This is a genomic window from Streptomyces sp. NPDC055025, from assembly GCF_053608565.1.
In genome coordinates this window covers 26431-52560 of the sequence record NZ_JBSGVS010000064.1, presented here as the reverse complement: position 1 = coordinate 52560, position 26130 = coordinate 26431, and the positions used below count along the sequence as shown (strand labels likewise).

Here is a 26130-nt window from a genome sequence, read left to right as displayed (position 1 = left end):
ACGAGCACCCGCGCGTAGCGCTGACGCCGCCGCGTACGGCGCGGCCACGCGTCGCCCGGCCGGTGGTCCCGCCGGCCGGGCGACGCCACGGGCCGTACGCCGTCAGCCGCCCACCCCCGTCAGCCGCCCACCGCCGTCAACGCCTGGTCCAGGGCCAGGAGGAAGCGGTTCGTCGTGGTGCGGTCGCGGACCGCCAGGCGTAGCCATTCGGCGTCGAGGCCCGGGAACGTATCGCCTCGGCGGGCCGCGAAGCCCAGGGTGCGCAGCCGGGCGCGTACCGCGTTCGCGTGGGCCATATGGACCAGGACGAACGGGCCCTGCGCCGCCTCGACGGTCCGTACCTCCTCGAACTCCGCGAGCCCCGCCAGCAGATGGGCGCGCTCCACCGCCGTCCGGCACGCCGCGCTCTCCGCCTCCGCCAGCGCGGCGGGCGACATGCACGCCTCCGCCGCCGCCAGCGCGGGTGTCGAGACCGGCCACAGCGGCTGCGCCCGCTCCAGCGCGGCCACCGTCCCCGGCTCGGCCAGTACATAACCGATCCGCAGCCCCGCGAGCCCCCAGGTCTTGGTGAGGCTGCGCAGCACCACCAGCCCCGGCACATCCGTACGCCCCGCCAGCGCCTCCGGCTCACCCGGCACCGCGTCCATGAACGCCTCGTCCACCACCAGCGTCCGCCCGGGGCGCGCCAGCTTCGCGACGGCCCCGGCGGGATGGAGCACGGAGGTCGGATTCGTGGGATTGCCGATGACGACCAGATCCGCGTCCTCGGGCACCGCCCCGGGATCGAGCCGGAAGCCGTCCGACGCGCTGAGCAGCACCCGCCCCACGGTGTGCCCCGCGTCCCGCAGCGCCGATTCCGGCTCGGTGAACTGCGGATGGACGATCACCGGCCGGCGTACCGGCAGGGCACGGGCGAGCAGTACGAACGCCTCCGCCGCGCCCGCCGTCAGCAGCACCCGCTCCACCGGCAGCCCGTGCCGCGCCGCCACCGCCGCGCGCGCCGCCCGTCCGTCCGGGTACGCCGCGAGCCCGGTCAGCGAGTCGGCGATACGGGCGCGCAGCCACTCCGGGGGAGTACCCGTACGGACATTGACCGCGAGATCGATCAGTCCCTCCGCGCCGTCCCGCATCTCGGCGTCGCCGTGATGGCGCAGATCATGAAGATCACCGCGCGTAGACATGAGGGCCAATCGGTCGATGGCGGACCGGTATACGGGCCCGGCGGGGCCGGTGCGGGTACGGACCCCGCGCGTGGGGTGCCACGCTCTCGCTGGACTGGTCGACGCGGGTCACCGGGCTCCTTCCGAATGCCACCGGGATACGGGGGCGTCATGGCGCGGCGCGCTGTAGCGCGTGGCCGCTGATCTGTACCGCCAACCGGCCGCCGCCGTCAACGTCACCGACAGGTCTCCGTCGTCGACATCATCTCCGCTCCCGCCGGTTCCACTCCGTCCCGGCCCCTGTACGCCACCGCGCAGGTGACCGCGGCCGGCCGGCCCTCGGGGGCCGACTTCCGTTTCGGCACGAGAAGCGCACCTCCGCCCGCCAGCGCGGCGGCCTCCGCGACGGACGCGGTCCCTGCGGCGGCCAGCGGCGCACCGGACGGATTCGGTACGGCGATCGCGGCCAGCAGACCGGCCGCGTACCCCCGTACGGGCACACCCAGCCGCGCCGCGGCCCCGGCGATCGCGGGGGCGTCCGCCTTGGTGTCGACGGTCGCCAGTTCCACCACCGAGCGCGGCGCGAGCCCGGCGTCCCGCAGCGTGTCCGCGATCAGGCCGAGCACTTCCCCGACGGTGGCGCCCCGGCTCGCGCCCACCCCCACGACCAGCTCCGGATCCGGCCGCGCCGTGGAGCGCGGATGTGCGAGTCGGGCGTCCGATCCGCTATGCAGGGGCGCATGGCCGTGTTCGTCGCGCTCGGCGCGTTCCTCATGACGCTGTTCGGCGGCTGGACGGCGCAACGCGTCACCGACCGCCGCCATCTCGTACTGGGCCTGGCCGGTGGGCTGATGCTCGGTGTCGTCGGTCTGGATCTGCTGCCGGAGGCGATGCGCGCGGCGGGCCATGAGATCTTCGGCGTACCGCAGGCGCTGCTGCTCTTCGTCGGGGGCTTTCTCGTAGCCCATCTGGTGGAACGTTTGCTCGCGGTCCGTCAGGCCTCCCACGGCGGCGCCCCGCGCGATCCCGTCCCCCGTGAGTCCGTCGCGCCCGGCTCGGGCCGCGGCGGCCGTGGCGGCGGACCGGGCGGCGGCCCTGGTGGCTCGGGCGGCGGCGGCCCTGGCGGCGGTCCCGGCGAGGCTCCCGCCGGTGGTCCCGGTGCGGGTCCTGGTCCTGACGCGGGCCACGGGGCCGCCGACCTCGGGACGAACGGCCGGGCGCCCGAGGTCGGGCTGACCGCCGCGGCGGCCATGGTGGGCCACAGCGTGATGGACGGTATCGCCCTCGGCGCGGCCTTCCAGGTGGGCGAGGCGATGGGCGCCGCCGTCGCCCTCGCCGTCATCGCCCATGACTTCGCCGACGGCTTCAACACGTACACACTCACCAGCCTGTACGGGAACGACCGGCGCAGGGCGATCGGGATGCTGGTCGCGGACGCGATCGCGCCGGTGCTGGGCGCCGCGTCCACCCTGCTGTTCACGCTCCCCGAGGAGGCGCTCGCCAGCTATCTCGGGTTCTTCGGCGGCGGCCTGCTCTATCTGGCGGCGGCCGAGATCCTGCCCGAGGCGCATCACGAGCACCCGGCCCGCTCCACGCTGCTCTGCACGGTTTTGGGGGTGGCCTTCATCTGGCTGGTGGTCGGTCTCGCCGCCTGAGTCACGGGAGCATGGGAGCCACGGGCCCGGACACGGCCCCGCGACCCGCTCACGCCGAGCACCGCTCCACGAACCGCCGCGCCATCTCCGGCACCGCCGCCCAGTGCGTATGCAGATAACTCGCGTGCACACCCCGCAGGACGAAACCCTCCACCCGCCGTTCCGGGTGCACCACGCCCCAGGCGGGGGCGTTCCCGGCGCCCGGCTCCAGCACCGTCCGGTGGAACTCGTGCCCCCGCACCCGGGTTCCGGCCCGCGCCAGCGCGCTGTCGCCGACCGCCACCGCCTCGCGGTACCCCAGTGTCAGCCGCCCCGACATCCGCGCGTCGGCGTCCAGCACGCCGCACATCGGCCGTCCGTCCAGGGAGCGCGCCAGATACAGCAGCCCGGCGCACTCCGCGGCCACCGGCGCACCGGAGAACGCCAGCTCCGCGACGGCCTCGCGCAGCGGCTCGTTCGCGGACAGCTCCGGCGCGTACACCTCGGGGAAGCCGCCCCCGATCACCAGCCCCCGGGTCCCTTCGGGGAGCCGCTCGTCACGCAGCGGGTCGAACGGTACGACGTCCGCACCCGCGGCCGTCAGCAGCTCGGTGTGCTCCGCGTACGAGAAGGTGAACGCCGACCCGCCGGCCATGGCGATCACCGGCCGCCCGCGCCCCGCCGAAGCGACCGAAGCGACTGGTGTGACCGAAGCGACCGGAGCCACCGCCCCGGCCCCTGCGGCCCCCTCGGCCCCCGCGGTCCTCCCGGCCGTATCGCGCGGCCCGTCCCACCCCGCCCCCGCCTCCCACGCCGTCGTGGCCAGCGGCGGCGCACTGCGCGCGAGCGCCAGCAGCGCCTCCAGATCACATCCCGCCCGTACCCGCCCGGCCAGCTCCCGCATCGCCGCCAGCGCCTCCGCGCGCCGCTCGGCGACCGGCACCAGACCCAGATGGCGCGAGGGCGTACCGACCTGTTCCGTGCGGCGCAGCACCCCCATCACCGGCACACCCGACTCGTCCAGCGCGTCGCGCAGCAGCTGTTCGTGCCGGTCCGTGGCGACCTTGTTGAGGATCACCCCGCCTATCCGTACCTCCGGGTCCCAGGAGGCGAAGCCGTGCACCAGCGCCGCCACCGAACGGGACTGCGACGAGGCGTCCACCACCAGCACCACCGGAGCCCGCAGCAGCTTCGACACCTGCGCGGTGGAGGCCAGTTCCCCCCGGCCGGACGCGCCGTCGTACAGCCCCATCACACCCTCGACGAGCGCCAGGTCGCAGCCCGCCGCGCCATGCGCGAACAGCGGCCCGATCAGCCCGGTGCCGCACATGTACGCGTCGAGGTTGCGGCCCGGACGGGCCCGGCCGTCACCGGACACCGCCAGCGCGTGATACCCCGGATCGATGTAGTCGGGCCCCACCTTGTGCGGGGACACGGCGAGACCGCGCTCCGAGAAGGCCGCCATCAGTCCCGTCGCGACGGTGGTCTTGCCGCTGCCGGAGGCGGGCGCGGCGACGACCAGACGCGGGACGTTCACCACTCGATGCCCCGCTGGCCCTTCTGGCCCGCGTCCATCGGGTGCTTGACCTTGGTCATCTCGGTGACCAGATCCGCGAAGTCCAGCAGCTTCTCCGGGGCGTTGCGCCCGGTGATCACCACATGCTGGGTCCCTGGACGGTCGCGCAGCACCTCGATCACCTCGTCCGTGTCCACCCAGCCCCAGTGCAGCGGATAGGCGAACTCGTCCAGGACGTAGAGCTTGTGCGTCTCGGCCGCGAGATCGCGCTTGACCTGCTCCCAGCCCTCGCGCGCCGCCTCCTCGTTGGAGAGCTGGCTGTCGCGCTGCACCCAGGACCAGCCCTCGCCCATCTTGTGCCAGACGACGGAACCGCCCTCGCCGCTCGCCCCCAGCACCGTCAGCGCCCGCTCCTCGCCGACCCGCCACTTCGCGGACTTCACGAACTGGAACACCCCGATCGGCCACCCCTGGGTCCACGCGCGCAGCGCGAGTCCGAACGCCGCCGTCGACTTGCCCTTGCCGGTGCCCGTATGCACCAGCACGAGCGGACGGTTACGGCGCTGGCGGGTGGTCAGACCGTCGTCCGGCACGGTCTCCGGCTGTCCCTGCGGCATTACGCGGCCTTCCTGGAGCGTCCGTTGTTGCTGCTGCTGATCCGCTGTACGTCCCTGACCAGACCGGCGATGCTGTCGGCCCGCAGTTCGTCGAGTGTGATGGCCGTGCCCGCGAGCGCCGAGGCGAGCGAACCGGCCAGCCCGAGCCGTACCGGCCCCGACTCGCAGTCCACGACCACCGAGGCCGTGCCCTCCGAGGCGTGCAGCCGGGCCGCGCGCGCCGCCAGCGCCACCGGATCGGGGCCGCCCGTCGCGCGCCCGTCCGTCACCACCAGCAGCAGCGGACGGCGCGCGGGATCGCGCATCCGCTCCACCCGCAGCACGTCATGGGCCTTGAGCAGCCCGGCGGCGAGCGGGGTGCGCCCGCCCGTCGGCAGCGACTCCAGCCGGGCCGCCGCCGCGTCCACCGACGAGGTCGGCGGCAGCGCCACCTCGGCCGTCCTGCCCCGGAAGGTGACCAGCCCGACCTTGTCGCGCCGCTGATACGCGTCCAGCAGCAGCGAGAGCACCGCGCCCTTCACCGCGCCCATCCGCGCCCTGGCCGCCATCGATCCGGACGCGTCGACCACGAACAGCACGAGATTCCCCTCGCGCCCCTCCCGCGTCGCCTGCCGCAGATCGTCCTTGCGGACCACCAGCCCGGGGCCGCCGCGCCCGCGCGCCCGCTGGTGCGGGGCAGCGGCCTGTACGGTCGCCGCGAGATGCAGCTTGGTCAGCGCGCCCCGGGGCCTGCGGGATCCCGTCGTCCTGCCGTGTTCGGTACGGGCCCGGGAGCGGCGCCCGGCGGCGCCCTCGCCCAGTCCGGGGACGCTCAGTGTCTTCGTACGGAACGGCTCGGCGGCCCGTACGGCGGACTGCTCCCCGGACCCGGACCCGGCACCCGCACCAGCCCCGCCGTCCCCCTTCGCGTCCGCACGCTGGGGCTCCGTCGTCGGCTCGGGCTCCGGCTCCGCGGGCGTGTCGTCCCGTCCCGCCGCGGACTCCCGCGGTGTGTCGGACACTTCGGGACCGCCCTGTGGCGGGATGCCACCGCCCCCGGGTCCGTCCGGGCCACCGGAACCGCCGCCGTCGGGGTCGTCGTCCGGGTCCTCGCCCCCGTCGCCCCCGTCGTTCCCGCTGTCCCCGCCGTTGTCGTCCTCGCCCTTGAACCGCTCCAGCGTGTCGTCGAGCCTGTCCTCGTCGAGCCCCGGCGCGTCGAAGGGATTGCGGCGCCGCCGGTGCGGCAGCGCGAGCAGCGCGGCCCGGCGTACGTCCTCGGGACGTACGTCCGTCCGCCCGGCCCACGCGGCCAGCGCCGTCGCGGTCCTCGCCATCACGATGTCCGCGCGCATCCCGTCCACCTCGAACGCGGCGCAGGTCGCGGCGATCTGGAGCAGTGCGGCGTCCCCGAGCCGTACCTCGGGCAGCAGCGCGCGGGCCGCGACGATCCGTTCCCGCAGCGCGCTCTCCTCGTCGGCCCAGCGCGCGGCGAAGGCGGCGGGGTCGTCGTCGTACGCGAGCCGCCGCCGTACGACCTCGACCCGCTGCTCCGGCTCCCGCGAGGCCGCGACCTCCACGGTGAGTCCGAAGCGGTCGAGCAGCTGCGGCCGCAGCTCGCCCTCCTCGGGGTTCATCGTCCCGACGAGCAGAAAGCGCGCGGCGTGCCGTACGGAGACGCCCTCGCGCTCCACGTACGAGGCACCCATCGCGGCGGCGTCCAGCAGCAGGTCGACGAGATGGTCATGGAGGAGATTGACCTCGTCGACATAGAGCACCCCTCGGTGCGCGTCCGCGAGCAGCCCCGGCTCGAAGGCCTTCACGCCCTCCGACAGCGCCCGTTCGATGTCCAGCGCCCCGACGAGCCGGTCCTCGGAGGCGCCGACGGGCAGCTCGACCATACGCGGGGGCCTGGAGACACCCGGCCCGCTCCCGTGCGGTCCGTCCGGGCAGTGCGGATCGGGCGCGGCGGGATCGCAGCCGAACCGGCACCCGGCGACCACCGCCAGCTCGGGCAGCAGAGCCGACAGGGCCCGTACGGCCGTGGACTTCGCCGTGCCCTTCTCCCCGCGTACGAGGACTCCGCCGACCGCCGGACTGACCGCGTTGAGCAGCAGGCCCAGCCGCAGATCGTCCATCCCCACGATGGCGGTGAACGGATAAGGGGTGCTCATATGCTGATCGCTCCTTCGAGTACGACGCTTGCGAACGCGGCTGTGGCGCCCTCCAGGGCGTCGGCGGTCACGGTGCCCCGGGAGGAATGAAGGGCAGCCCCGGCGGCGCCCCCTCCTCGATCAGCCGCAGCAGCGCGTCCGTGTCCGCGTGCTCCTCGATGAGGTCACCGAGAAGGTCGAGCTGTTCCTCGCGCAGCGCGCCGAAGCTCGTGTCGGGCGCGGGGACGAAACGCCGGCCCGCCGCCCGTGCCACCTCCGCCAGGAAGCGCCGCCGGAACGTGTCGCTCTCCAGCGCCCCGTGCCAGTGCGTGCCCTGGACCGCGCCCATCCGGCAGCCGTCCAGCGCCCGTCCGTCCGGGCCGGAGACAAAGGCGTCCCCGCCCCGCACCTCGGCGACCCCGTGATGGATCTCGTACCCCTCCACCGCCGCGCCGAGGGCCGTCCCGGACGGTCTGGCCAAGGTCTTCTCACGGGCGAACCGCACCCGTACGGGCAGCAGCCCCAGTCCGGCCACGGCGCCCGCCCGTGACTCCACCTCGTCGTCGATGTGCTCGCCGAGGATCTGATAGCCGCCGCAGATGCCCAGCACCGGACGCCCCTCGGCGGCCCGCCGCGCGAGCGCGTCGGCGAGCCCGCGCTCCCGCAGCCACGCCAGCGCCCTCACCGTGCCCCGGGTGCCGGGCACCACCACGAGATCGGCGTCGGCCAGTTCCTCGGGGCGGTCCACGAACCGCACGACGACACCCGGTTCTGCCGCGAGCGCGTCCACATCGGTGAAGTTGGACATCAGGGGTACGGCGCAGACCGCGACCCGCAGCACCTCCTCGCCGTACGGGGGAGCCACCAGGGACTCGCGCACGGCGCCGCGCAGCGAGATACGCAGTCCGTCCTCCTCGTCGATGCCCAGACCGTGCCGCCAGGGCAGCACCCCGAGCGTCGCCCGGCCGGTCAGCCCGCGCAGCATGTCGAGACCGGGCTCCAGCAGGGACACATCGCCCCGGAACTTGTTGACGAGATACCCCGCGACCAGCTCCTGGTCCTCCGGGGCCAGCAGCGCGGTCGTACCGAAGAACGAGGCGAAGACCCCGCCCCGGTCGATGTCTCCGACCACCACCACCGGCAGCCGCGCGGCCCGCGCGATCCCCATGTTCACGATGTCGGTACGGCGCAGATTGATCTCGGCGGGGCTGCCCGCGCCCTCGCAGATCACGGCGTCATAGGTGGAGCGCAGCTCCTCCAGGCACTCCAGGACGGGCCCGAGCAGCGCCTCCCGCCGTCCACCGCGCAGCGCCTTCCCCGAAGCCGCCCCGCCCGAAGACGAGTTCCCCGCGAGAGTGTTCCCCGTGGCCGGGTTCCCCGGCGCGGTCCCCTCGGCGCTGCCGAAGAAGCCCCTGGCACTCAGCTCACCCACCGGCCGTCCCATCAGCACCACTTGGCTGCTGCGGTCACCGCCGGGCTTCAGCAGGACGGGGTTCATCAGCGCGGTCGGCTCCACCCGGGCCGCCTGGGCCTGCATCGCCTGCGCCCGTCCGATCTCCGCGCCCTCGCGTGTCACGAACGAATTCAGCGACATGTTCTGCCCCTTGAAGGGCGCGACCTTCACCCCCCGGCGCACCAGCCACCGGCAGATCCCCGCCGTGACGACGCTCTTGCCCGCGTCCGAGGTGGTCCCGGCCACCAGAAGGCCCCCGCCGCGCCCGCCCCGGCTCATCCACGTCCCTTTCCCGTGGCCGCCGTACGGCGGCGCGTGTCCGTGGCACGGCGGCGTATCGCGCCGTACGCGAACCGGCCGGCGACACAGACCGCGAGGGCGTATCCGCTCACCCGGCGCGACAGGCGCACGGCCCGCTCGATGTCGGCTGTCTCCACGGGCCGCCCCTCGCCGTTCAGTACGGGCCGGTGCTCCACCCGTCCGCCGTACGCGAGCGTCCCGCCGAGCCGTACGCCCAGCGCGCCCGCGAACGACGCCTCCACCGGGCCCGCGTTGGGGCTCGGATGCTTCCGCGCGTCCTGCCGTACCGCCCGCAGGGCCGCGCGCGGATCGCCGCCCGCCGCGACGGCCAGCGCGGCGGTCAGCCGGGCCCCCGGCCAGCCGGCCAGATCGTCGAGCCGGGCCGACGCCCAGCCGAACCGGCGGTACCGGGGGGACCGGTGGCCCACCATCGCGTCCAGTGTGTTCACGGCCCGGAATCCGACCAGCCCCGGCACCCCCGCGATCGCCCCCCACACCAGCGCGCCCACGACGGCGTCGGAGGTGTTCTCGGCGACGGATTCCACGACGGCGCGGGCGAGTTGCTGTCCGTCCAGTGCCTGCGGATCGCGCCCGCACAGCCGCGGCAGCCGCTCCCTGGCCAGCTCGATGTCCCCGGCGGTGAGCGCCGCGCCGATGGCGCGTGCCTCCCGGCCGAGCGAAGTGCCGCCGACGACGGACCAGGTGGCCAGGGCGGTCAGCGCGACGGACGCGGCGCGCCGTCCGGCACGGCTGCTCCGTACGGCCCGCGTGCCCCGCGTGGCCCGTACGGTCTCGGCGCCCCGCGTGGCCCGTACGGTCTCCGTATTCCGGGCGGCGACGATCGCGAGCCCGGCGGCGCCTCCGGCGCACACCAGGGTGTGCAGCGTGCCCCAGCCGCGGTGGTCGTGCCAGAGCATCCGCTCGACGGCCCCCGCCGCCCGGCCGAACGCGGCCACCGGATGGCCCCGGCGCGGATCGGCGAACACCTGGTCGCCCAGCAGCCCCAGGGCCGCGCCGTAGGCGAAGACCCGCTCGGCGGCGGCCGAACCGCCGCCGCGCACGACGGCAGAACCGCAGCCAGGCATGGCGAAATGTCCTCACTCAGGGTCCGCGCCCCGGCTCGACGTGGTGCGGCGGCGAGAGTTCCTGGCTCCCGGGAGAGGACTCCCGGTGACAGTGGCGGGACCGCGCCGGACTCGCACCGGCTTCCTCTTCTGCCGCCGTAAATGGCCCCGGCAGTCCACCACGCCCCGCGAACAGCCGTCAACTCATCGCTGACCTGCGACGGGACACTGTGCGAAGCCCCACATCGGCGGGTGGACCCGGGTCACGCGACGATCAGCCAGATCCCGTACCCCACGGCTCCGGCGCACAGGGCGAAGCAGGCGTACGCGCCCGTGCGCGCCAGAGCCATGGCGCCCGGCTCCCGCTTGGCGAGACCCACGACGCCCAGGGTGAACAGGCCCACGAGGGCGACGGTCGCCACAAGACTGACCCCGAAGACGGCGCCGAGCGCTGCCCAGTCGATTTTCATACGTTCGCTCTTCCTTGGACCGTGGGGGGTTCAGACCGTGGCGGTGCGGGCGGGCTCACCGGAGCTGCCCGGAGGGGACGGAATGGTGGTCGACAGATCGTGCCCGGCACCGGCACCGGCCGCGCTCGACGCGGTGACGGCCGTGACGCCGTCGGCCAGGATCCCGGCCTCGTCCTCGTCGGAGTCGGTGACATTGGTGTGGTCGACCGGGCGGCGGCGCGAGGCGAGCCAGATGGCGCCGGAGAAGGCGAGCAGCAGTGCGGCGACCACCGAGACGCCCCAACTTCCCTGGCCGGTCAGGAACTCCGCGCAGGCCGCGACCAGACCCGCGGCGGGCAGGGTCAGTCCCCAGGCGACGAACATCCGGGTGGCGGTGGACCAGCGGACCACACCGCCCTTGCGGCCGAGCCCCGCGCCCATCACGGCGCCGGAGCAGGACTGGGTGGTGGAGAGCGAGAAGCCGAGGTGCGAGGAGGCGAGAATGACGGTCGCGGCGCTGGTCTGGGCGGCGAAGCCCTGCTGCGGCCCGAGATCGGTGAGACCGGTGCCCATGGTGCGGATGATGCGCCAGCCGCCGAGATACGTACCGAGCGCGATCGCCGTGCCCGCGGAGACGATCACCCACAGCGGGGGGTTGGAGCCGGGGGAGAGGACACCGCCGGTGACGAGCGCCAGCGTGATGACGCCCATGGTCTTCTGCGCGTCGTTGGTGCCGTGCGCCAGGGAGACCAGACCGGCGGAGGCGATCTGGCCCGCGCGGTAGCCCTTGGCGGTGGCCCTGTCGTCCGTGCGGCGGCCGATACGGTACGTCAGCCGGGTGGCGAGCAGCGCCGCGAGACCGGCGACGACCGGCGCGGCGAGCGCGGGGATCAGCACCTTGGTGATGACCACACCGCCGTTGACCCCGGAGGTGCCGACGGACATCAGGGTGGCGCCGATCAGTCCGCCGAAGAGGGCGTGGGAGGAGCTCGACGGGAGACCGACGAGCCAGGTGAGCAGATTCCAGAGGATGGCGCCGACGAGCGCCGCGAAGATCACTTCTGTCCGGATGCCGTTCTCGTTGATGAGCCCGCCGGAGATCGTTCTGGCGACCTCCACGGAGAGGAACGCGCCGACCAGATTCAGCACGGCGGACATGGCCACCGCGGTCTTGGGCTTCAGGGCGCCGGTCGAGATGGTCGTCGCCATCGCGTTGGCGGTGTCATGGAAACCGTTCGTGAAATCGAACACGAGCGCCGTCACGATCACGATCGCGAGCAGCAGTGTGAGGTGTTCCATTTACCCAGGCAATCGTTCGACGTAGGGGGCCTCGGTGAACGTAGGGAGTCATGGTGAACGGAAGATGAACTGTGCGGGTCTTCATGGTGTCTCAGGCTGACGTCGCGTGGTTCTGTTCGGATGATCGGGAGAACGGTGTGCGGTCCGCCGGAGGCTCCTGGCAGGATCGCGGTATGACCGATCAGGAGAAACAGGACGCGATAGGCCGGGCCTGGCGGGATCTGGTGAACACCGCCCGCAGAACGGCCTCCGAGGGGCTCGTCGTCGGCACCTCGGGCAATGTCTCGGTGCGGGTCGGTGGAATCATCCTGGTGACGCCCAGTGGAATTCCCTATGAACAACTCGGTCCCGAGGATGCCGTCGGGGTCGATCCGGACGGCCGGCAGGTCCTCGGCGCGTTCACCCCCACGAGTGAGCTGCCGCTCCATCTCTCGGTTTACCGGCACACCTCGGCGGCGGCCGTCGTCCACACCCACGCGGTGCACGCCACCGCCGTCTCCACGCTCGTGCCGGAACTGCCCGTGATCCACTACATGGCGGCGGCGTTCGGCGGCCCCGTCCGGGTCGCTCCGTACGCGCTGTACGGGACGGACGAACTGGCCGCGGGCATGCTCACCGCCCTCCGCGACCGCACGGGCTGTCTCCTCCAGAACCATGGCACGGTGACCTACGGCGCCACCCTCGCGCAGGCCTACGACCGCACGGCCCAGTTGGAGTGGATGTCCCGGCTCTGGCTCACCGCCAGCGCGGTGCCGGGCCTCTCGCCCTCGCTGCTCTCCGACGCCCAGCTCCAGGAGGCCGGGGAGAAGCTGAAGGGCTACGGCCAGGGGCGCTGACCATCGGCCAGGGTCGCGGGCCGTGACCGGGGGCGGTCGGCGTCGGCGGCGCCGGCCGTGACCGGTGACGGTCCGGCCCGACCCCGACGGACCGCGCCCGGTGGCCGGGGCGTGCGCGGGTGACGACACTGGGACCGTGCGCCCCGCAACAGCGACGGCAGCGGCCGTCTCCACCGTGATCGGCGTCGGCGCGGCCGCGGTCGCGGCCGGCCGGCTCGCCGGTGACGCCGCTCTGAAGGCGTCGCCGGGGCGGCCCCTGCCCGGCGACCCCCGGCTCACCGTGCACGCCACGGCCGCCGGGCAGATCACCCTGACGCGCTGTCTCGCCTCCCTGCGCCCCGGTGTGTACGGGATCGGGAACCGTGACCTCCACGCGGTCGTCGGGCCGGTCCTGGAGGGCGTGCGGCACCCCGCCGACACCGTCGTACGGAGACTGGAGCGGGTCGACCGCGGCACCCTCGTCCCGGGTATGCGGGTACGCCTCACCCCGCAGGTCCACATCGGCGACCCCACCACCGCGCTCGGCATCGACCACCGGGAGGAGCGGATCCCGGGCGAACTCGGCTTCCTGCCCGCCTGGTTCGTGCCGGGAGCGCGGGACACCTGGGTGATCACCGTGCACGGCCTGGGCACCACCCGTGAGCACCCCCTGAACGTCCTGGAACTGCTGGCGGGACTCCAGGTCGCCGTGCTCGATCTCGCCTACCGGGGCGACCCCGGCGCCCCCCGCTCCCCGGACGGCCTCGGTCATCTCGGCGACTCCGAGTGGCGCGACCTCGACGCGGCGATCCGCTACGCCGTCCGCTACGGCGCGGAGCGGGTCGTCCTGTACGGCTGGTCCACCGGCGCCACGATGGCCCTGCACGCCGCCGCGAACTCCGCGCACAGCGAGCGGATCTCCGGCCTGGTGCTCGACTCGCCCGTACTGGACTGGGAGGCCACCCTGAAGGCCCTCGCCACCGCCCGGCGCACCCCCACCGCACTGCTGCCGCTCGCCGTCCGGGCGGCCCAGGGCAGGACCGGACTCCACGGCGGCCGGCTGCTCCAGGCCGCCGACCCGCGCAACCTCGATGTCCCGACGCTGATCATCCACGGCCCCGACGACACCCTCGCCTCCTGGGACCCCTCCCGCGAACTCGCCGCCCTGCGCCCGGGACTGATCGGTCTGCACGCCGTCGCGCACGCTCCGCACGCCGCGATGTGGAACGCCGATCCGACCGGTTACGAGGAGGCCCTGCGCCGCTTCCTCACCCCTCTCATGTAGCCGTCCAACAGGCCTCGTCCGCCCCGTACGCACCCTCGCCAGGACCCGTCCGCGCGGGCCCCTGTCCGCGTTCCGGTACCGACTCGACAGGTTCCGTTTGGGCTTTCGGGCGGTCACCGGGAAGACTGCTCCCGTGACGTCCCGAAAGCCTGATGAGCAATTGGCGCGCAACTCCAGACTCCGACTCGTCCGCCCGCGGCCGTTGACCACGGCCCGACGGGCCGTGACCGACGGACGCAACCGGCCGGCACCCCGGCCGCCCGAGGGCACTCCACCCCCCGCGGAGCTGGCCCGCCAGGCCAGGGAGGTCCTCGCCGACGCCGTACGGATCGCCCGCTGGGCCGCCGTCGACCGGGGTCCCGGCACGGGCCCCTTCGGCGCGTCCGCGCAGGCACGGGCCGCCGAAGCCCTGGAGCTGGCTCCGGAGCAGGTGCGCGCGGGCTGGGACCGGGCCAGGCTGGCCGGGCTCGTCGAGCTGCACGGCGGCACCGTACGGCCCGGCTGGCGGCTCCAGGCCTGGGACCGCGACGACAGCGCCGTCCAGCGTGGCTGGGTGGCCCTCTTCGACGCCTGGTCGCTCGTGCACCCGGCCCCCGAGGACGTCGAGGCCTCCACGGTCGCCGAGGTCGTCGAAGCCGTCCCGCAGGTGCTCTCCCTGCTCCAGCTCTCGGCCGGGCCCGTGCTCGTACCGGCCCTGCTCGATCTGCTGCGGCAGCGCGTCGCCGAACTCCACGAGGAGCGCTGCGAGGTCCCCTACGGGCCACAGCCCGCGCCCGCCGAGCGCACGGCCCCCGAGCCGCCGGACGAGAGCCTCCTGCCCCCGCTGCTCGACTGGGCCCTCGAAGGACTGGCCGCCGTCGGCGCGCTGACCCTGGGGGAGGGCCAGGCCACCCTCACCCCGCTCGGCAACTGGGCGGTCTGGGTCAAGCTGGAACAGATCTGCGTCGCTGCCCAGAGCCCCGCGGGCAATATCGAACAGTCGGCCCAGCACATGCTGCGCGGCTGTGCCGGACTCACCCCGGGACCGGCCCGCGCCGAGTACCGCGCCTGGCTCGCCGCCCGGACCGTCGGCAGCGCCGTCACCGAACTTCTCACCGTCGCCCGTGGCGAGGACGCGCTTCTGCGCGGGCTGGCCTTCGAGGCGCTGCGCGTCGTCGGCGCCCCGGCCGAGGCGGGCGTACGGGCGGCGGCCGGCGAGTCCTCGCTGCGCCCCTACGCCCTGCTCTGGCTGGCGGAGTACGAGGGCGCCGACCCGGACGACGCGGCCGATGTCCTCACCCGCGAGGAGTCGACCTGGCTCTGGGTGGACACCGCGGCGGCCGTCGCCGACCACGGGGAGAGCGATCTGCTGGTCCGCCATCTCGACTCGGCCGTGCAGGGCAATGTGCCCGCGCTGCTGGACGAGGTCCGGGCCGTCGGCCATCCCCGTACCGTCCAGGTCCTGGTCGCCCTGGCGGCGGCACACCCCGATCCGGCCCTCGCCAAGGCCGTGCGCCGGGCCGCCTTCCAGGTGCACACCGGAGGCTCCTGACCCGTCCGCCCGTACCGCCGCCCGCCGACCGCCCGCCGGGGGTGGACGGCGGGGGTGGACGTGCGACGGGCGGCGGTACGGACCCGGCGGGGCCCCGCGCGCGAAGCCGTCCGCGCGGGTCCGCTGCCGAACGGGGGATGTCCCCGGCCGCGTGCGCCGTGTCGCGGCGGCTCCGGGTGCCGTCCGCGTGGTCCCTTATTACGCTCACGCCTGACCGAGGCGCACGCCCGGTCGAGACCGGTGGCACAGAAGAGCGAACAGGGACCGGGGGAACAGTGACCGTTCCGTCCACGACCGCGGCGCCGACCGTCCCGCCGCCCGCCCCGCACACCACGCCCGCCCCACCCGCCGTGACCCCCGCGCCCGCACCCGGAGGCGGCGGCACCGAGGGCGGAGACGGGACCGGAGACGGAGACGGGACCGGAGACGGGACCGGGGGCGCCGTGACCCGTACCACCGCCAGGCACCGGCGCGCACGGCGCGCCGCCCGGCTCGCGCTCGCCGTCTTCCCGGCCCTGTTCGCGCTCCCCCTGGTGACCGCCGCCCATCACTCCCGGCACGCCCCCTTCGGCGACCAGCTCACCGTCCACACCCCGCCGGCCCCCGCCCCGCCCGCCGCCCAGGACCCCGTACTGCGCACCGCGGGCCCGCGCGTCGAGGCACACGATCCGCGCTCCGGCGCACTGCGCTGGGTCCATGAGCGCTCCGGCCGCCGCCCGCTCGCGCTCGCCGCGGCGCCCGGCCACGCCTTCGCCCTCTGGAGCGACGGCCTGGTCACCGACACCGAGAGCGCCACTGGCCACGCCGTGCGCTGGCACCGCGCGCTCCCCGGGCTCGCCGACTGGCTGGCCGCCGCCCCCGGCCGGGGCACCGGAGTGCTCCAACTCCTCGACCCCGGGGCCCGGATGCTCGCCGTCGTCACCCCGCGCCGTATCACCGCGTACCGCACCGCCGACGGCGATCTGCGCTGGGTGCTGCCCGCCGTACGCGGCTGTGCCTTCGACCCGGCGCGCTCGGTCCGTACGGGCGGGGTCCTGCTCGTCGCCCAGCCCTGTGAGGGGAACTCCGCCTGGACCGCGGAGCTGAAGGCCGTGGACGGACTCGGCAGGATCGTGCCCGACCGCACCCCGCTCGGCAACGATCTCCCGGGCCACCGGCCGGCCGAGGGTACCGGCCCCCGGCAGCGGAAAGCATTCGCGCAGCCCGGTTAGACTGGGCCGCATGGCATTTCTCCTTGTGCATTAGCCGGCGTCGAAGACTCGCCTCCGCCTGCCCTCTTCCGCCGTCCATACCGCCCTGGAGTCTTTCCGTGATCAACGCAACCGGCGTAGAGCTGCGCGCCGGAGCCCGTGTCCTCATCGAGTCCGCCTCGTTCCGTATCGCCAGGGGGGACCGCATCGGTCTCGTCGGCCGCAACGGAGCCGGCAAGACCACCCTCACCAAGTGCCTCGCGGGTGAGGGCATCCCCGCCTCAGGCACCATCACCCGCTCCGGGGAAGTCGGTTATCTGCCGCAGGACCCCCGTACCGGCGATCTCGACGTCCTCGCGCGCGACCGTGTCCTCTCCGCCCGCGACCTCGACTCCGTGCTGAGGAAGATGCGCGAGAACGAGGAGCGGATGGCGAACGGCAAGGGCGCCACCCGTGAGAAGGCGATGAAGAGGTACGAGCGCCTGGAGACGGAGTTCCTCACCAAGGGCGGATACGCCGCCGAGGCCGAGGCCGCCACCATCGCCGCCGCGCTCGGGCTGCCCGACCGGGTGCTCGGCCAGCCCCTGCACACCCTCTCCGGCGGTCAGCGCCGCCGGGTGGAGCTGGCGCGGATCCTCTTCTCGGACGCCGACACCCTGCTGCTCGACGAGCCCACGAACCACCTCGACGCGGACTCGATCGTCTGGCTGCGCGACTACCTCAAGACCTACCGGGGCGGCTTCATCGTGATCTCCCACGATGTCGAGCTGGTCGAGACCGTGGTGAACAAGGTCTTCTATCTGGACGCCAACCGCGCCCAGATCGATGTGTACAACATGGGCTGGAAGCTCTACCAGCAGCAGCGCGAGGCCGACGAGAAGCGCCGCAAGCGCGAGCGCGCCAACGCGGAGAAGAAGGCCGCCGCCCTCAACTCGCAGGCCGACAAGATGCGTGCCAAGGCGACCAAGACCGTGGCCGCGCAGAACATGGCCCGCAGGGCCGAGCGGCTGCTCTCCGGTCTTGAGGAGGTGCGGCAGTCCGACAAGGTCGCCAAGCTGCGCTTCCCCGAGCCCGCCCCCTGCGGCAAGACCCCGCTCACGGCCGAGGGACTGTCGAAGTCGTACGGCTCCCTGGAGATTTTCACCGATGTGGATCTCGCCATCGACAAGGGCTCCAGGGTCGTCATCCTCGGTCTCAACGGCGCGGGCAAGACCACCCTGCTCCGGCTGCTGGCCGGGGTGGAGAAGCCGGACACCGGACAGGTGACCCCGGGCCACGGTCTCAAGCTGGGCTACTACGCCCAGGAGCACGAGACGCTCGACCCGGAGCGCTCGGTCCTGGAGAACATGCGCTCGTCGGCGCCCGATCTCGATCTGGTCGAGGTCCGCAAGACGCTGGGCTCCTTCCTCTTCTCCGGTGACGATGTCGACAAGCCCGCCGGTGTGCTCTCCGGCGGTGAGAAGACCCGGCTCGCGCTCGCCACCCTGGTCGTCTCCTCGGCCAATGTGCTGCTGCTCGACGAACCGACGAACAACCTGGACCCGGCCAGCCGCGAGGAGATCCTCGGCGCGCTCCGTACGTACAAGGGCGCGGTCATCCTCGTCACCCACGACGAGGGCGCGGTCCACGCGCTGGAGCCGGAGCGGATCATCCTGCTGCCCGACGGGGTCGAGGACCTCTGGGGCGCGGACTACGCGGATCTGGTCGCGCTCGCCTGACGGCCTGGTGGCCTACGGCCCCCGCGTCGCGTCCGGCCCACCCGCCCGCCTGCCCGCGCGCGCCCGTCGTGCGACGGTCACGCGCGGCCCCCGTGCGTGGTCCCTTCCATGGCCGCCGGATGATCCGCCGTACCGACCGCCGGGTGGCCCGTGGGGTGCCCGGCGAGTGATCCATGGGCGGTCCGCGGACCGGTCCGCAGGCCGGTGCGCCGGGCCCCCGCGGCCGTGCTCCACGGGCGGTCCGGCCCCGGTCCGCACCAGGTCCGCACCCGATCGGGACCCGCCCCCGACCGTGATCCACTCCGTATGGATCATTCGGCTCAGCGGTGATCCATCATCTGAGTGAGTGCGTCTCGTACCGTCGGCGTGCCGCGCGACGGAGAGTGCTGTTGGACACATTATCCGCGCCGCTCTTGCCAGTACGCCGCTGACCTGGCACTTCGACCGGTGCCCCGACCCTTGTCCCCTACAGCCATGACCGGAATCGGGGAATCCGGTCGCGCTGGAAGCTTGAACTCTGCCAAAGCTTGTCGTACGGACCTTGCCGAATGGGTGGCCAGGAGGCCCGTAAGGGGTGATCATGAGAAGTCCAGAGCGCACTTCCCATGAGGAGGCACGGGTGGCCGAGACTCTGAAGAAGGGCAGCCGGGTAACCGGCGCCGCGCGCGACAAGCTCGCGGCAGACCTGAAGAAAAAGTACGACAACGGTGCGAGCATCCGGGCGCTGGCCGAGGAAACGGGCCGTTCCTACGGATTCGTCCACCGAATGCTCAGCGAGTCCGGAGTCACGCTGCGGGGACGTGGCGGAGCGACGAGAGGCAAGAAGGCCGCTTCGGCCTGACGCCCGCGCGCGCTCCTCATGGTCACCGGTTCGGACGGTGGCCACCCGGGTCGATCACGCGATCGCCCAGGTGGTTACTGTGCAGTCACTTGGCTCGATGCCCTGACTGCCCGAACCGGAGGCGCCCTATGACTTCGCTCGAATCAGTACACGAAACAGTGCTCGACAAGGACGGCGTACGGCTCACCGTCGAGGACGCTATCGCCACGGTGACCCTGACCAACCCGGCCAAGCGCAACGCCCAGTCTCCCGCTCTGTGGCGGGCGTTGAGGGAAGCCGGCAGGTCGCTGCCGGGCAGTGCCCGGGTCGTGGTGCTGCGGGGTGAGGGCAAGTCCTTCTCCGCGGGGCTCGACCGGCAGGCGTTCACCCCCGAGGGGTTCGACGGGGAGCCGTCCTTCCTGGATCTGGCGCGGGGTTCCGACGCGGACCTCGACGCGGCCATCGCCGAGTACCAGGACGGCTTCGTCTGGCTGCGCCGCAACGACATCGTGTCGGTCGCGGCCGTCCAGGGGCATGCCGTCGGCGCCGGTTTCCAGCTCGCCCTCGCCTGCGATCTCCGGGTCGTGGCGTCGGACGTGCAGTTCGCCATGCGCGAGACGAGTCTGGGGCTGGTCCCGGATCTCACCGGCACCCATCCGCTGGTGGGACTGGTGGGCTATGCCCGTGCGCTGGAGATCTGCGCCACGGGCCGCTTCGTCCAGGCCGACGAGGCCGAACGCACCGGGCTCGCCAATCTCGTGGTGCCCGTGGACGAACTCGACGCGGCCGTCCAGGATCTGGCGGGCGCGCTGCTGGCCGCGCCGAGGGACGCGGTGATCGAGACCAAGGCGCTGCTCCGGGGCGCGGCCGGCCGCTCCTTCGAGGACCAGCGCGCGGCCGAGCGCGCGGCGCAGGCCCGACGGCTGCGCGATCTGGCGGGGCTCGCCGACTGACGAGCGCGGCCGGTTCTCGCACGCGGTCACAGCTGCGGTGTCGCGGTGAGTGCCACCGCGGCCTCGCCCGTGTACATCAGGAAGGTCAGCGTCTCCTGGAAGTAGAGCCGTACGCTCGTGTCGTCGTGGGACAGATAGCCGATGGACACGTCCTGGCCGAGACGCAGCTCGAAGTCGCCGCCCCGCGTGGACAGCAGGAAGGCACCGTCGATGGCGGGCGCCCAGACGATCCCGCCGTCCAGCACCCGGTCGATGTGCCGGTGGATCGGATAGCCGTGGTCGGACGTCTCGTTCACGGCGGTGTACGCGCCGGCGCTGAGGGCGAGGGTGTACGGACCGCCGACGCCCGCCAGCCGGAGCGTGGACACGGCCTGGCTGATGGCGTCCGGGTAGTCGCGCACCTCGGCGGGGAGCGTCAGCTCCGGATTGGACGTGCTCTGCCGGATACCCGCGATGCCCGCCGCCCCGTACCCCTCGAAGACCGCGCGGTCCTCGGCGAACGCGATCTTCCGGGCGGCGTCCTTCACCGGCTGCCAGTCCGCGTCCTTCGCGCCGCGCTCGACATCGTCCACCTGCCGGCGGTCGACCGTGAACGGCACCCGTAGCTCGACGAGCGGCCGTGACGCGCGCCGGTGGGCGACGACTCCGTCGGCGGGCGGATCGACGGGGTCGAGATGGCCGGTGCCGACCGCCGCCGTCGAGACTCCGAGAGGCTCGGGCACATCGACGATCCGGCGGGCGGCCACATGGCGCTCGAAGGTGCGGCGCGCCTCCTCCTCCAGGTCCGCCCACGCGGCATCGGAGACGGGCGCCAGTTCACGGTGCAGGTTCTTCATCGGGGATGCTCCTCTTCAGATCGCCGATCCCGAGCGAGCCGTCGGCCCTCGGTGCGCCGCCGAGCAGGGCTTCGCGGGTCTCCGTGTCCGTGTCCGTCACCGCTCCGGGCGGGTCCGGCGGATCGTCGAGGAAGTCGGCGCTGGGCGCGAAGAACAGCGTGCCGGTCACGGCGGTGGAGAAGTCCAGGATCCGGTCGTGGGTGGCCGGCGGACTGCCGAGGAACATGTTCTCCAGCATCCGCTCGGTGACATCGGGGGTACGGGCGTAACCGATGAAGTACGTGCCGAACTCACCGCGCCCCACACTGCCGAAGGGCATGTTGTCGCGGAGGATCTTCCGCTCGGTGCCGTCGGGGTCCGTGATCGTGTTCAGCGCGACATGCGAGTCGGCCGGTTTGACGTCGTCGGCCATCTCGATGTCGGAGAGTTTCGTCCGGCCCATCACCCGCTCCTGCTCCTCGACGGGCAGGGCGTTCCAGGCGTCCAGATCGTGCAGGTATTTCTGCACGATCACATAGCTTCCGCCGCTGAACCCGGCGTCCTCGTCACCGGTCAGCACCGCGGCCCGTGCCACGGGACCGACCGGATTCTCCGTCCCGTCGACAAAACCGAGCAGGTCGCGTACGTCGAAGTACTTGAAACCATGGACCTCGTCGCGGACCGTCACGGCGCCGCGCAGCCGCTCCATGATCTGGGCGGCCAGACCGAAACAGAGATCGAGCCGCGCCGCCCGGACATGGAAGAGCAGATCGCCGGGGGTGGACACCGCGCGGTGTCCCGTCGGTCCGACGAGTTCCCGGAAGGGATGCAGCCCCGCCGGGCGCGGTCCGCCGAACAGCCGGTCCCAGACCTGTGAGCCGATACCGGTGACCACGCTCAACTGCCCGTCGGGCGCCCGGAAACCGACCGCGCGCTGGAGCCCCGCCAGATCGGGCAGCAGCTCCCGCACGACCGGCTCGCCGCCCGGGTCCACCGTCACCACCAGGAAGATGGCCGCACCCGTCAGAGGGCTCAGCACCGGCTGCGGGATCACCTCCGGGACGGGACCGGCCATGGCCGCCTGCCTCCTCCGCCGCTCGTCGTGGGCCGCCGCGCCGACCGGTACCCCGGTCTGACCTGCACCATTGTCCTGGGCGGGGACCGGCACCGCATCCCGTGGCCGGGCCGCCCGGCGCTGAGCGGCCCGGCCGGGATCCGGCGTACGGGGCCGGGCGGGGGCGGAGGTCTCAGGGCGTCACGTTCACCGCCGTGATCAGCACCCCCACCGAGGGACCGCCCGGCACGTGCGCCGCGACCCTCTTCCGCACCACCCGTGCCACCTCCAGCGGGCGGTGCCCCGCCGCCGTCGCCAGCTCGATCCGGACATGCCCGGGAGAGCCGGTCACCGCGTTGCCCAGCGTCCGGGTCAGACAGGCGACACCGGGCACCGAGGCGGCCGTCAGCGCCGGTTCACCCTCCGGGGTGGCGGCCCGTAGCTCGAACGGCCCTGTCGGCCCGGCCGGTTCCACCGGCCCCACACGCCCCACCGCCCCCGCCGGTGGTTCCGCCGCCGGGTCCAGCAGGGCCGTCACCCGCAGATCGATCTCCGCGATCCGCAGCCCCAGCCGCTTGGTCGCGCAGGCGAACAGCACCGCGCGCAGCCGGTCGGCCACGACGGGCAGGGGGGCGTCCGTCATATCCGTGAACCGCTCGCCGAACTCCGCCTCGATACGGAGCTGTCCGGGCGGCAGCGCGCTGGGCGGCGGGGGTACGAGGGACTTCTCCACCGTGCCCGGGTCCGTGGGGGAGAGCCGCACCGCGCCCAGCACGGTGCCCGGCACCGCGGCCGCCGCCCTCCGGAGTTCCGCCGCCGCCGCGCGTTCCGCCAGCCATGTCCCGTCGGCGGCGCCGCCCAGCGGAAGCAGTCTGCCCAGGTCGAGCCGGCGGCGTACCGCGGCCGTCCAACTGTCGGAGTCGTGCGCAGTCGTCATTCCACCAGCCTGCCGCATCCGTGGCGCGGTACGGGGAAAGCGGACCTAGTCTGAGGAACGGAGTCTCCCGCCGCCCGGAAAGGATGAATGGCGATGTCGGACAGCACCCCCCGCAACCAGTCAGCGCCTTTTGCCACGGAACCCTCGGGCGACGACGGGAGGAAGCCGTCCGTCACCAAGCGCGGCGGAGGCCCTCCCGCCACACGGGGACGTACCACCATCGCCGACGGAGTGGTGGAGAAGATCGCCGGGCTCGCGGCCCGGGACGTCCTGGGCGTGCACGCCCTGGGCAGCGGTATGGCCCGTACCTTCGGCGCGGTGCGCGAGCGGGTCCCCGGCACCACCAGATCCGTCAGCCGGGGGGTGAAGGCCGAGGTGGGCGAGGTCCAGACGGCGCTCGATCTGGAGATCGTCGTCGACTACGGCGTCTCGATCACCCAAGTGGCCGCCGCCGTGAGGGAGAACGTCATCGCCGCGGTCGAGCGGATGACGGGCCTGGAAGTCGTCGAGGTCAATATCGCGGTCAGTGACGTCAAGCTGCCCGACGAGGAAGATGACGAGGACCAGGACGCGCGGGTCCAGTAGGCCGCGACCGGGGTGACGGCCGGGACCGGCGCGACCGGTCCGGGGGGCGGAAGAGCAGCGGAAGAGGAGCGCACGATGAACATGGCGATGGTCGGCCTGTTGGCCGGTATGGCGCTCGGTTTCGCCGGATACTTCGGCGGCTTCGGTGCCTTTGTGCTGGTGGCCGCGTTGGGGGCGATCGGCTTTGTGGCAGGGCGGTTCGCCGACGGCGATCTCGAACCCGGCGACTTCTTCCGCAGCCGCGACCGCGACGACCGGCGGCGGTGATCCCGCGTGGCCGGTGACGGGGTGGTGGCGGCCGCCGAGCGCGGGGCGACCACGATCGCCGACCGGGTCGTCGCGAAGATCGCCGCGCAGGCGGCGCGCGAGGCGCTCCACGGCGTACCGGACGGCGGCTCCGCGCCGCACGCCACGGTCACGGTGCGCCGCGACATCGCGCGGGTACGGGTCGGGGTCGAGCTGGACTACCCCTCCGACATCGGTACGCAGTGCGGCGCGGTACGGCTCCGGGTCGCCCAGCGGGTCAGGGCCCTGGCGGGTCTGGAGGTACCCGAGGTGGTGGTGAGCGTCGAGCGGCTGCACTCCGCCCAGGCGCGTCCGACGGCACAGGGGAGGGTCCGGTGAGCGATCCGGCGAAGGGCCCGGCGAACGGTCCGGCCGAGGATCCGTCAGAAGAGCGGGCGGACGGTCCGGCGGGCGGTCCGGCGGCCGGGGGCGCCGGGAAGGATCCGGCACAGGGCGATGGACCGGGCGGTCCGGCCGCTCTCGATCTGTCGGCCTCCGCCACCCGCTACGAGCCGCGCCCCACGCTCACCGGCGAGGCGTACCACAGGGCCGGGCGCTTCTGGTCCGCCCGCCGTTTCCCCGCGGCGCTGACCGCCCTGGTCGTCCTGGGCGCCGCCGGGCTGCTGCTGTACGACATCGCGGCGGTACGGGCGGGCCAGCGTGCGATGGACTGGCGCCGGGAGCTCGCCGACGAACTCGCCCGGCGGCCCCTGGACGACACCTGGACGCTGGTCGGCGCGTGTGTCGCGATGGCGCTCGGGCTGTGGCTGGTCGCGCTCGCCCTCACGCCGGGGCTGCGGCGGGTGCTGCCGATGCGACGGGACGTCGCGGACGTACGCGCCGGGCTCGACCGGGACGCCGCCGCGCTGGTACTGCGCGACCGGGCCATGGAGGTCTCCGGGGTGCGGTCCGCGCGGGTACGGGTCGGCCGCTCCAGGGTGCGGGCGCGTGCCCTCTCCCACTTCCGTGAACTCGACTCCGTACGGGCCGATCTGGACGAGGTACTGGCCACCGGCATCGGCGAACTCGGTCTCGCGAGGCCGCCCTCGCTGACGGTCCGGGTCCGCAGGCCGGTGAAGAAGGGGTGACGGGATGATCCGGGTGGTCAACCGTGTGCTGCTGGCGCTGATCGGCCTGGCGCTGCTGTGCGCGGGGGGTCTGGTGCTCGCCAGGGGACTGGGGTGGGCGGTCCCGTCCTGGTGGCCGTACAGCGGGCCGCACGATGTCCTGCTCAGCCGCGCCGACCGCGAGCGCTACCGCACCGATGGCTGGTGGTGGCCGGCCGTCATCGCCGCTCTCGCGGTCGTGGTGGTGCTGGCGCTCTGGTGGCTGCTGTCCCAACTGCGGCGGCCCCGGCCGGCGGAGGTACTGGTCGACAGCGGCGACGGACAGCGCGCGCTGCTGCGCGGGCGCGCGCTGGAGAGCGTGCTGGAGGACGACGCGGAGTCCCTCGACGGTGTGGCACGCGCCAAGGTCCGCCTCACGGGCCGCCGTTCGGGCCCCTCGGCCCGGATCCGGCTGCTCCTGGAACCCCACGCGTCGCCGCGCCGGTCGGTGAACCGGCTCACGGACGAGGCACTGACCCATGCCCGCGACTCGACGGGCCTGGCCGCGCTCCCGGCGGAGGTCCGTCTTCGCGCGGCCCGGCACAGCGCGGAACGCGTCACCTGACCCGGGACCGTCCGGCCGGGGTCACCCGCCTGGGCGTACCGGGCCTCTGCCCCGCCCCGCCGGGGGCGGGGCGGGGAATCGGGCGGCGCGGTCAGAAGCCGTGGCGGGTGCCGCCGTCCACCGGGAGCATGATGCCCGTCAGATACGACGCCGCCGGCGAGAGCAGGAACGCGGCCGTTCTGCCGAACTCCTCCGGCGTTCCGTACCGCCGCAGCGGTATACGGGACTCCTGCGCCGCCCGCGCCGCCGCCGCGTCGCCCGACAGCGCGTCCAGCTCGCGCATCCGGTCCGTGTCGATACGCGACGGCAGCAGGCCCAGCACCCTGATCCCGCGTGGGCCGAGTTCGTACGCCAGGGACTTCGCGTAACCGGCCAGCCCGGGGCGCAGACCGTTCGAGATCGCCAGACCCGGGATCGGCTCATGGACCGAGGACGACAGGACGAAGCCGATGACACCTCCCTCGCCCAGCTCCGCCGCCGCCGTGCGCGCCAGCCGTACCGCTCCCAGGAAGACCGACTCGAACGACGCCCGCCACTGTTCGTCCGAATTGGCCGTGGGGTAACCCGGCGGCGGGCCCCCGACACTGATCAGGATGCCGTCGAAGCCCCCGAACTCGGCGCGCGCCGTCCGTATCAGACGCTCCGCCAGGGCCGGATCCGCGTTGTCCCCGGCCACCCCGTGCGCGCCGGGGCCGATCGCCGCCGCGGCCTCGCTCACACTCGCCTCGTCCCGCCCGGAGACGACGACCTTCGCGCCGTCCGCCACCAGCGCCTCCGCGGCCGCCCGGCCGAGCCCCCGTGACGCGCCCGTCACGACATAGACACGGTCCTTCAGTCCAAGATCCATGGC

General features: G+C 73.5%; 26 protein-coding genes and 1 riboswitch. Of the genes, 13 read left to right on the top strand and 13 right to left on the bottom strand.

The features are described 5' to 3' along the window. Window positions 1-119 precede the first annotated feature (119 nt). Both cobC and ACWGDX_RS31485 read right to left on the bottom strand, forming a co-directional pair. A complete protein-coding gene (cobC, locus tag ACWGDX_RS31490) occupies window positions 120-1181 on the bottom strand; it encodes an Rv2231c family pyridoxal phosphate-dependent protein CobC (protein WP_453631081.1) in 1062 nt (353 codons plus the stop codon). Between the two features lie 215 nt (window positions 1182-1396). Then, window positions 1397-1825 (bottom strand): cobalamin biosynthesis protein, encoded by a 429-nt coding sequence (locus ACWGDX_RS31485; protein WP_453631079.1) that lies wholly within the window; start codon window positions 1823-1825, stop codon window positions 1397-1399. A 75-nt stretch (window positions 1826-1900) separates the two neighbouring features. Here ACWGDX_RS31485 and ACWGDX_RS31480 point away from each other — a divergent pair, with 75 nt between their 5' ends. Next, window positions 1901-2815 (top strand): ZIP family metal transporter, encoded by a 915-nt coding sequence (locus ACWGDX_RS31480; RefSeq protein WP_453631077.1) that lies wholly within the window; start codon window positions 1901-1903, stop codon window positions 2813-2815. Window positions 2816-2864: 49 nt separating this feature from the next. Here ACWGDX_RS31480 and ACWGDX_RS31475 read toward each other — a convergent pair whose 3' ends face one another. From ACWGDX_RS31475 to ACWGDX_RS31445, 7 genes are all read right to left on the bottom strand, one after another. Continuing rightward, window positions 2865-4334: a cobyrinate a,c-diamide synthase gene (locus ACWGDX_RS31475; protein ID WP_453631075.1), complete on the bottom strand. Its 1470-nt coding sequence runs from the start codon at window positions 4332-4334 to the stop codon at window positions 2865-2867. Next, window positions 4328-4927 (bottom strand): cob(I)yrinic acid a,c-diamide adenosyltransferase, encoded by a 600-nt coding sequence (cobO, locus tag ACWGDX_RS31470; protein ID WP_093599561.1) that lies wholly within the window; start codon window positions 4925-4927, stop codon window positions 4328-4330. Before cobO ends, ACWGDX_RS31475 begins: the two co-directional genes overlap by 7 nt. Then, a complete protein-coding gene (locus tag ACWGDX_RS31465) occupies window positions 4927-7077 on the bottom strand; it encodes a putative cobaltochelatase (protein WP_453631073.1) in 2151 nt (716 codons plus the stop codon). Before ACWGDX_RS31465 ends, cobO begins: the two co-directional genes overlap by 1 nt. Before the next feature lie 67 nt (window positions 7078-7144). Continuing rightward, window positions 7145-8788: a cobyric acid synthase gene (locus ACWGDX_RS31460; protein ID WP_453631071.1), complete on the bottom strand. Its 1644-nt coding sequence runs from the start codon at window positions 8786-8788 to the stop codon at window positions 7145-7147. Continuing rightward, window positions 8785-9894, bottom strand: coding sequence for a cobalamin biosynthesis protein (locus tag ACWGDX_RS31455; protein WP_453631069.1), 1110 nt, complete (start codon window positions 9892-9894; stop codon window positions 8785-8787). Before ACWGDX_RS31455 ends, ACWGDX_RS31460 begins: the two co-directional genes overlap by 4 nt. A gap of 33 nt (window positions 9895-9927) precedes the next feature. Then, window positions 9928-10069, bottom strand: a riboswitch (cobalamin riboswitch). Window positions 10070-10136: 67 nt separating this feature from the next. Further along, complete coding sequence (locus ACWGDX_RS31450; protein WP_453631068.1) at window positions 10137-10343, bottom strand: hypothetical protein; 207 nt, start codon at window positions 10341-10343, stop codon at window positions 10137-10139. A 30-nt stretch (window positions 10344-10373) separates the two neighbouring features. Next, the gene (locus tag ACWGDX_RS31445) at window positions 10374-11621 is read right to left on the bottom strand and encodes an anion permease (RefSeq protein ID WP_453631066.1); all 1248 of its coding nucleotides are present in this window, start codon (window positions 11619-11621) and stop codon (window positions 10374-10376) included. A 173-nt stretch (window positions 11622-11794) separates the two neighbouring features. Between ACWGDX_RS31445 and ACWGDX_RS31440 the strand changes: the two genes are divergently transcribed. The 7 genes from ACWGDX_RS31440 (at window position 11795) to ACWGDX_RS31410 (ending at window position 19933) form a co-directional block, all read left to right on the top strand. Continuing rightward, window positions 11795-12457 (top strand): class II aldolase/adducin family protein, encoded by a 663-nt coding sequence (locus ACWGDX_RS31440; RefSeq protein WP_453631064.1) that lies wholly within the window; start codon window positions 11795-11797, stop codon window positions 12455-12457. Window positions 12458-12593: 136 nt separating this feature from the next. After that, window positions 12594-13721 (top strand): alpha/beta hydrolase, encoded by a 1128-nt coding sequence (locus ACWGDX_RS31435; RefSeq protein ID WP_453631062.1) that lies wholly within the window; start codon window positions 12594-12596, stop codon window positions 13719-13721. A 133-nt stretch (window positions 13722-13854) separates the two neighbouring features. Beyond that, window positions 13855-15252, top strand: coding sequence for a hypothetical protein (locus tag ACWGDX_RS31430; RefSeq protein WP_453631060.1), 1398 nt, complete (start codon window positions 13855-13857; stop codon window positions 15250-15252). A 443-nt stretch (window positions 15253-15695) separates the two neighbouring features. After that, window positions 15696-16463, top strand: coding sequence for a hypothetical protein (locus ACWGDX_RS31425; RefSeq protein WP_453631058.1), 768 nt, complete (start codon window positions 15696-15698; stop codon window positions 16461-16463). A gap of 98 nt (window positions 16464-16561) precedes the next feature. Beyond that, entirely contained in the window at window positions 16562-18160 is a 1599-nt protein-coding gene (locus ACWGDX_RS31420; protein WP_453631056.1) for an ABC-F family ATP-binding cassette domain-containing protein, read from the top strand. A 619-nt stretch (window positions 18161-18779) separates the two neighbouring features. After that, window positions 18780-19001 (top strand): helix-turn-helix domain-containing protein, encoded by a 222-nt coding sequence (locus tag ACWGDX_RS31415; protein WP_030753304.1) that lies wholly within the window; start codon window positions 18780-18782, stop codon window positions 18999-19001. A 128-nt stretch (window positions 19002-19129) separates the two neighbouring features. Then, window positions 19130-19933, top strand: coding sequence for an enoyl-CoA hydratase/isomerase family protein (locus ACWGDX_RS31410; RefSeq protein WP_453631054.1), 804 nt, complete (start codon window positions 19130-19132; stop codon window positions 19931-19933). Between the two features lie 26 nt (window positions 19934-19959). On the opposite strand, the gene ACWGDX_RS31405 is transcribed toward ACWGDX_RS31410, so the two are convergent. The 3 genes from ACWGDX_RS31405 to ACWGDX_RS31395 all read right to left on the bottom strand — a co-directional run bounded on the left by ACWGDX_RS31405 (window position 19960) and on the right by ACWGDX_RS31395 (window position 22739). Beyond that, the gene (locus ACWGDX_RS31405) at window positions 19960-20769 is read right to left on the bottom strand and encodes a family 1 encapsulin nanocompartment shell protein (RefSeq protein ID WP_453631052.1); all 810 of its coding nucleotides are present in this window, start codon (window positions 20767-20769) and stop codon (window positions 19960-19962) included. After that, window positions 20750-21823, bottom strand: coding sequence for a Dyp-type peroxidase (locus ACWGDX_RS31400; RefSeq protein ID WP_453631050.1), 1074 nt, complete (start codon window positions 21821-21823; stop codon window positions 20750-20752). The genes ACWGDX_RS31405 and ACWGDX_RS31400 overlap by 20 nt, the downstream gene beginning before the upstream one ends. 172 nt (window positions 21824-21995) lie before the next feature. Continuing rightward, the gene (locus tag ACWGDX_RS31395) at window positions 21996-22739 is read right to left on the bottom strand and encodes a hypothetical protein (RefSeq protein WP_453631048.1); all 744 of its coding nucleotides are present in this window, start codon (window positions 22737-22739) and stop codon (window positions 21996-21998) included. Between the two features lie 93 nt (window positions 22740-22832). On the opposite strand from ACWGDX_RS31395, the gene ACWGDX_RS31390 reads away from it, so the two are divergent. The 5 genes from ACWGDX_RS31390 (at window position 22833) to amaP (ending at window position 25280) form a co-directional block, all read left to right on the top strand. Further along, on the top strand, window positions 22833-23324 hold the full coding sequence (locus ACWGDX_RS31390; protein WP_453631046.1) for an Asp23/Gls24 family envelope stress response protein: 492 nt from the start codon (window positions 22833-22835) through the stop codon (window positions 23322-23324). Between the two features lie 75 nt (window positions 23325-23399). Beyond that, window positions 23400-23591: a hypothetical protein gene (locus ACWGDX_RS31385; RefSeq protein WP_453631044.1), complete on the top strand. Its 192-nt coding sequence runs from the start codon at window positions 23400-23402 to the stop codon at window positions 23589-23591. 6 nt (window positions 23592-23597) lie between these two features. Continuing rightward, on the top strand, window positions 23598-23948 hold the full coding sequence (locus tag ACWGDX_RS31380; protein WP_453631042.1) for a hypothetical protein: 351 nt from the start codon (window positions 23598-23600) through the stop codon (window positions 23946-23948). After that, window positions 23945-24697, top strand: a complete 753-nt coding sequence (locus ACWGDX_RS31375) for a DUF6286 domain-containing protein (RefSeq protein ID WP_453631040.1) — start codon at window positions 23945-23947, stop codon at window positions 24695-24697. Before ACWGDX_RS31380 ends, ACWGDX_RS31375 begins: the two co-directional genes overlap by 4 nt. Window positions 24698-24701: 4 nt before the next feature. After that, window positions 24702-25280, top strand: coding sequence for an alkaline shock response membrane anchor protein AmaP (amaP, locus tag ACWGDX_RS31370; RefSeq protein WP_453631038.1), 579 nt, complete (start codon window positions 24702-24704; stop codon window positions 25278-25280). A gap of 91 nt (window positions 25281-25371) precedes the next feature. On the opposite strand, the gene ACWGDX_RS31365 is transcribed toward amaP, so the two are convergent. Continuing rightward, entirely contained in the window at window positions 25372-26127 is a 756-nt protein-coding gene (locus tag ACWGDX_RS31365) for an SDR family oxidoreductase (protein WP_453631036.1), read from the bottom strand. Between the last annotated feature and the right edge of the window lie 3 nt (window positions 26128-26130).

Bases quoted from the DNA above. Each gene is read 5' to 3' on its own strand.
- ACWGDX_RS31480 (WP_453631077.1), top strand. From the start codon at position 1,901: ATGGCCGTGTTCGTCGCGCTCGGCGCGTTCCTCATGACGCTGTTCGGC.
- ACWGDX_RS31465 (WP_453631073.1), bottom strand. From the start codon at position 7,077: ATGAGCACCCCTTATCCGTTCACCGCCATCGTGGGGATGGACGATCTG.
- cobC (WP_453631081.1), bottom strand. From the start codon at position 1,181: ATGTCTACGCGCGGTGATCTTCATGATCTGCGCCATCACGGCGACGCC.
- ACWGDX_RS31440 (WP_453631064.1), top strand. From the start codon at position 11,795: ATGACCGATCAGGAGAAACAGGACGCGATAGGCCGGGCCTGGCGGGAT.
- ACWGDX_RS31450 (WP_453631068.1), bottom strand. From the start codon at position 10,343: ATGAAAATCGACTGGGCAGCGCTCGGCGCCGTCTTCGGGGTCAGTCTT.
- amaP (WP_453631038.1), top strand. From the start codon at position 24,702: ATGATCCGGGTGGTCAACCGTGTGCTGCTGGCGCTGATCGGCCTGGCG.
- ACWGDX_RS31405 (WP_453631052.1), bottom strand. From the start codon at position 20,769: ATGAAGAACCTGCACCGTGAACTGGCGCCCGTCTCCGATGCCGCGTGG.
- ACWGDX_RS31445 (WP_453631066.1), bottom strand. From the start codon at position 11,621: ATGGAACACCTCACACTGCTGCTCGCGATCGTGATCGTGACGGCGCTC.
- ACWGDX_RS31395 (WP_453631048.1), bottom strand. From the start codon at position 22,739: ATGACGACTGCGCACGACTCCGACAGTTGGACGGCCGCGGTACGCCGC.
- ACWGDX_RS31390 (WP_453631046.1), top strand. From the start codon at position 22,833: ATGTCGGACAGCACCCCCCGCAACCAGTCAGCGCCTTTTGCCACGGAA.
- ACWGDX_RS31410 (WP_453631054.1), top strand. From the start codon at position 19,130: ATGACTTCGCTCGAATCAGTACACGAAACAGTGCTCGACAAGGACGGC.
- ACWGDX_RS31385 (WP_453631044.1), top strand. From the start codon at position 23,400: ATGAACATGGCGATGGTCGGCCTGTTGGCCGGTATGGCGCTCGGTTTC.
- ACWGDX_RS31460 (WP_453631071.1), bottom strand. From the start codon at position 8,788: ATGAGCCGGGGCGGGCGCGGCGGGGGCCTTCTGGTGGCCGGGACCACC.
- ACWGDX_RS31365 (WP_453631036.1), bottom strand. From the start codon at position 26,127: ATGGATCTTGGACTGAAGGACCGTGTCTATGTCGTGACGGGCGCGTCA.
- ACWGDX_RS31400 (WP_453631050.1), bottom strand. From the start codon at position 21,823: ATGGCCGGTCCCGTCCCGGAGGTGATCCCGCAGCCGGTGCTGAGCCCT.
- ACWGDX_RS31455 (WP_453631069.1), bottom strand. From the start codon at position 9,894: ATGCCTGGCTGCGGTTCTGCCGTCGTGCGCGGCGGCGGTTCGGCCGCC.
- cobO (WP_093599561.1), bottom strand. From the start codon at position 4,927: ATGCCGCAGGGACAGCCGGAGACCGTGCCGGACGACGGTCTGACCACC.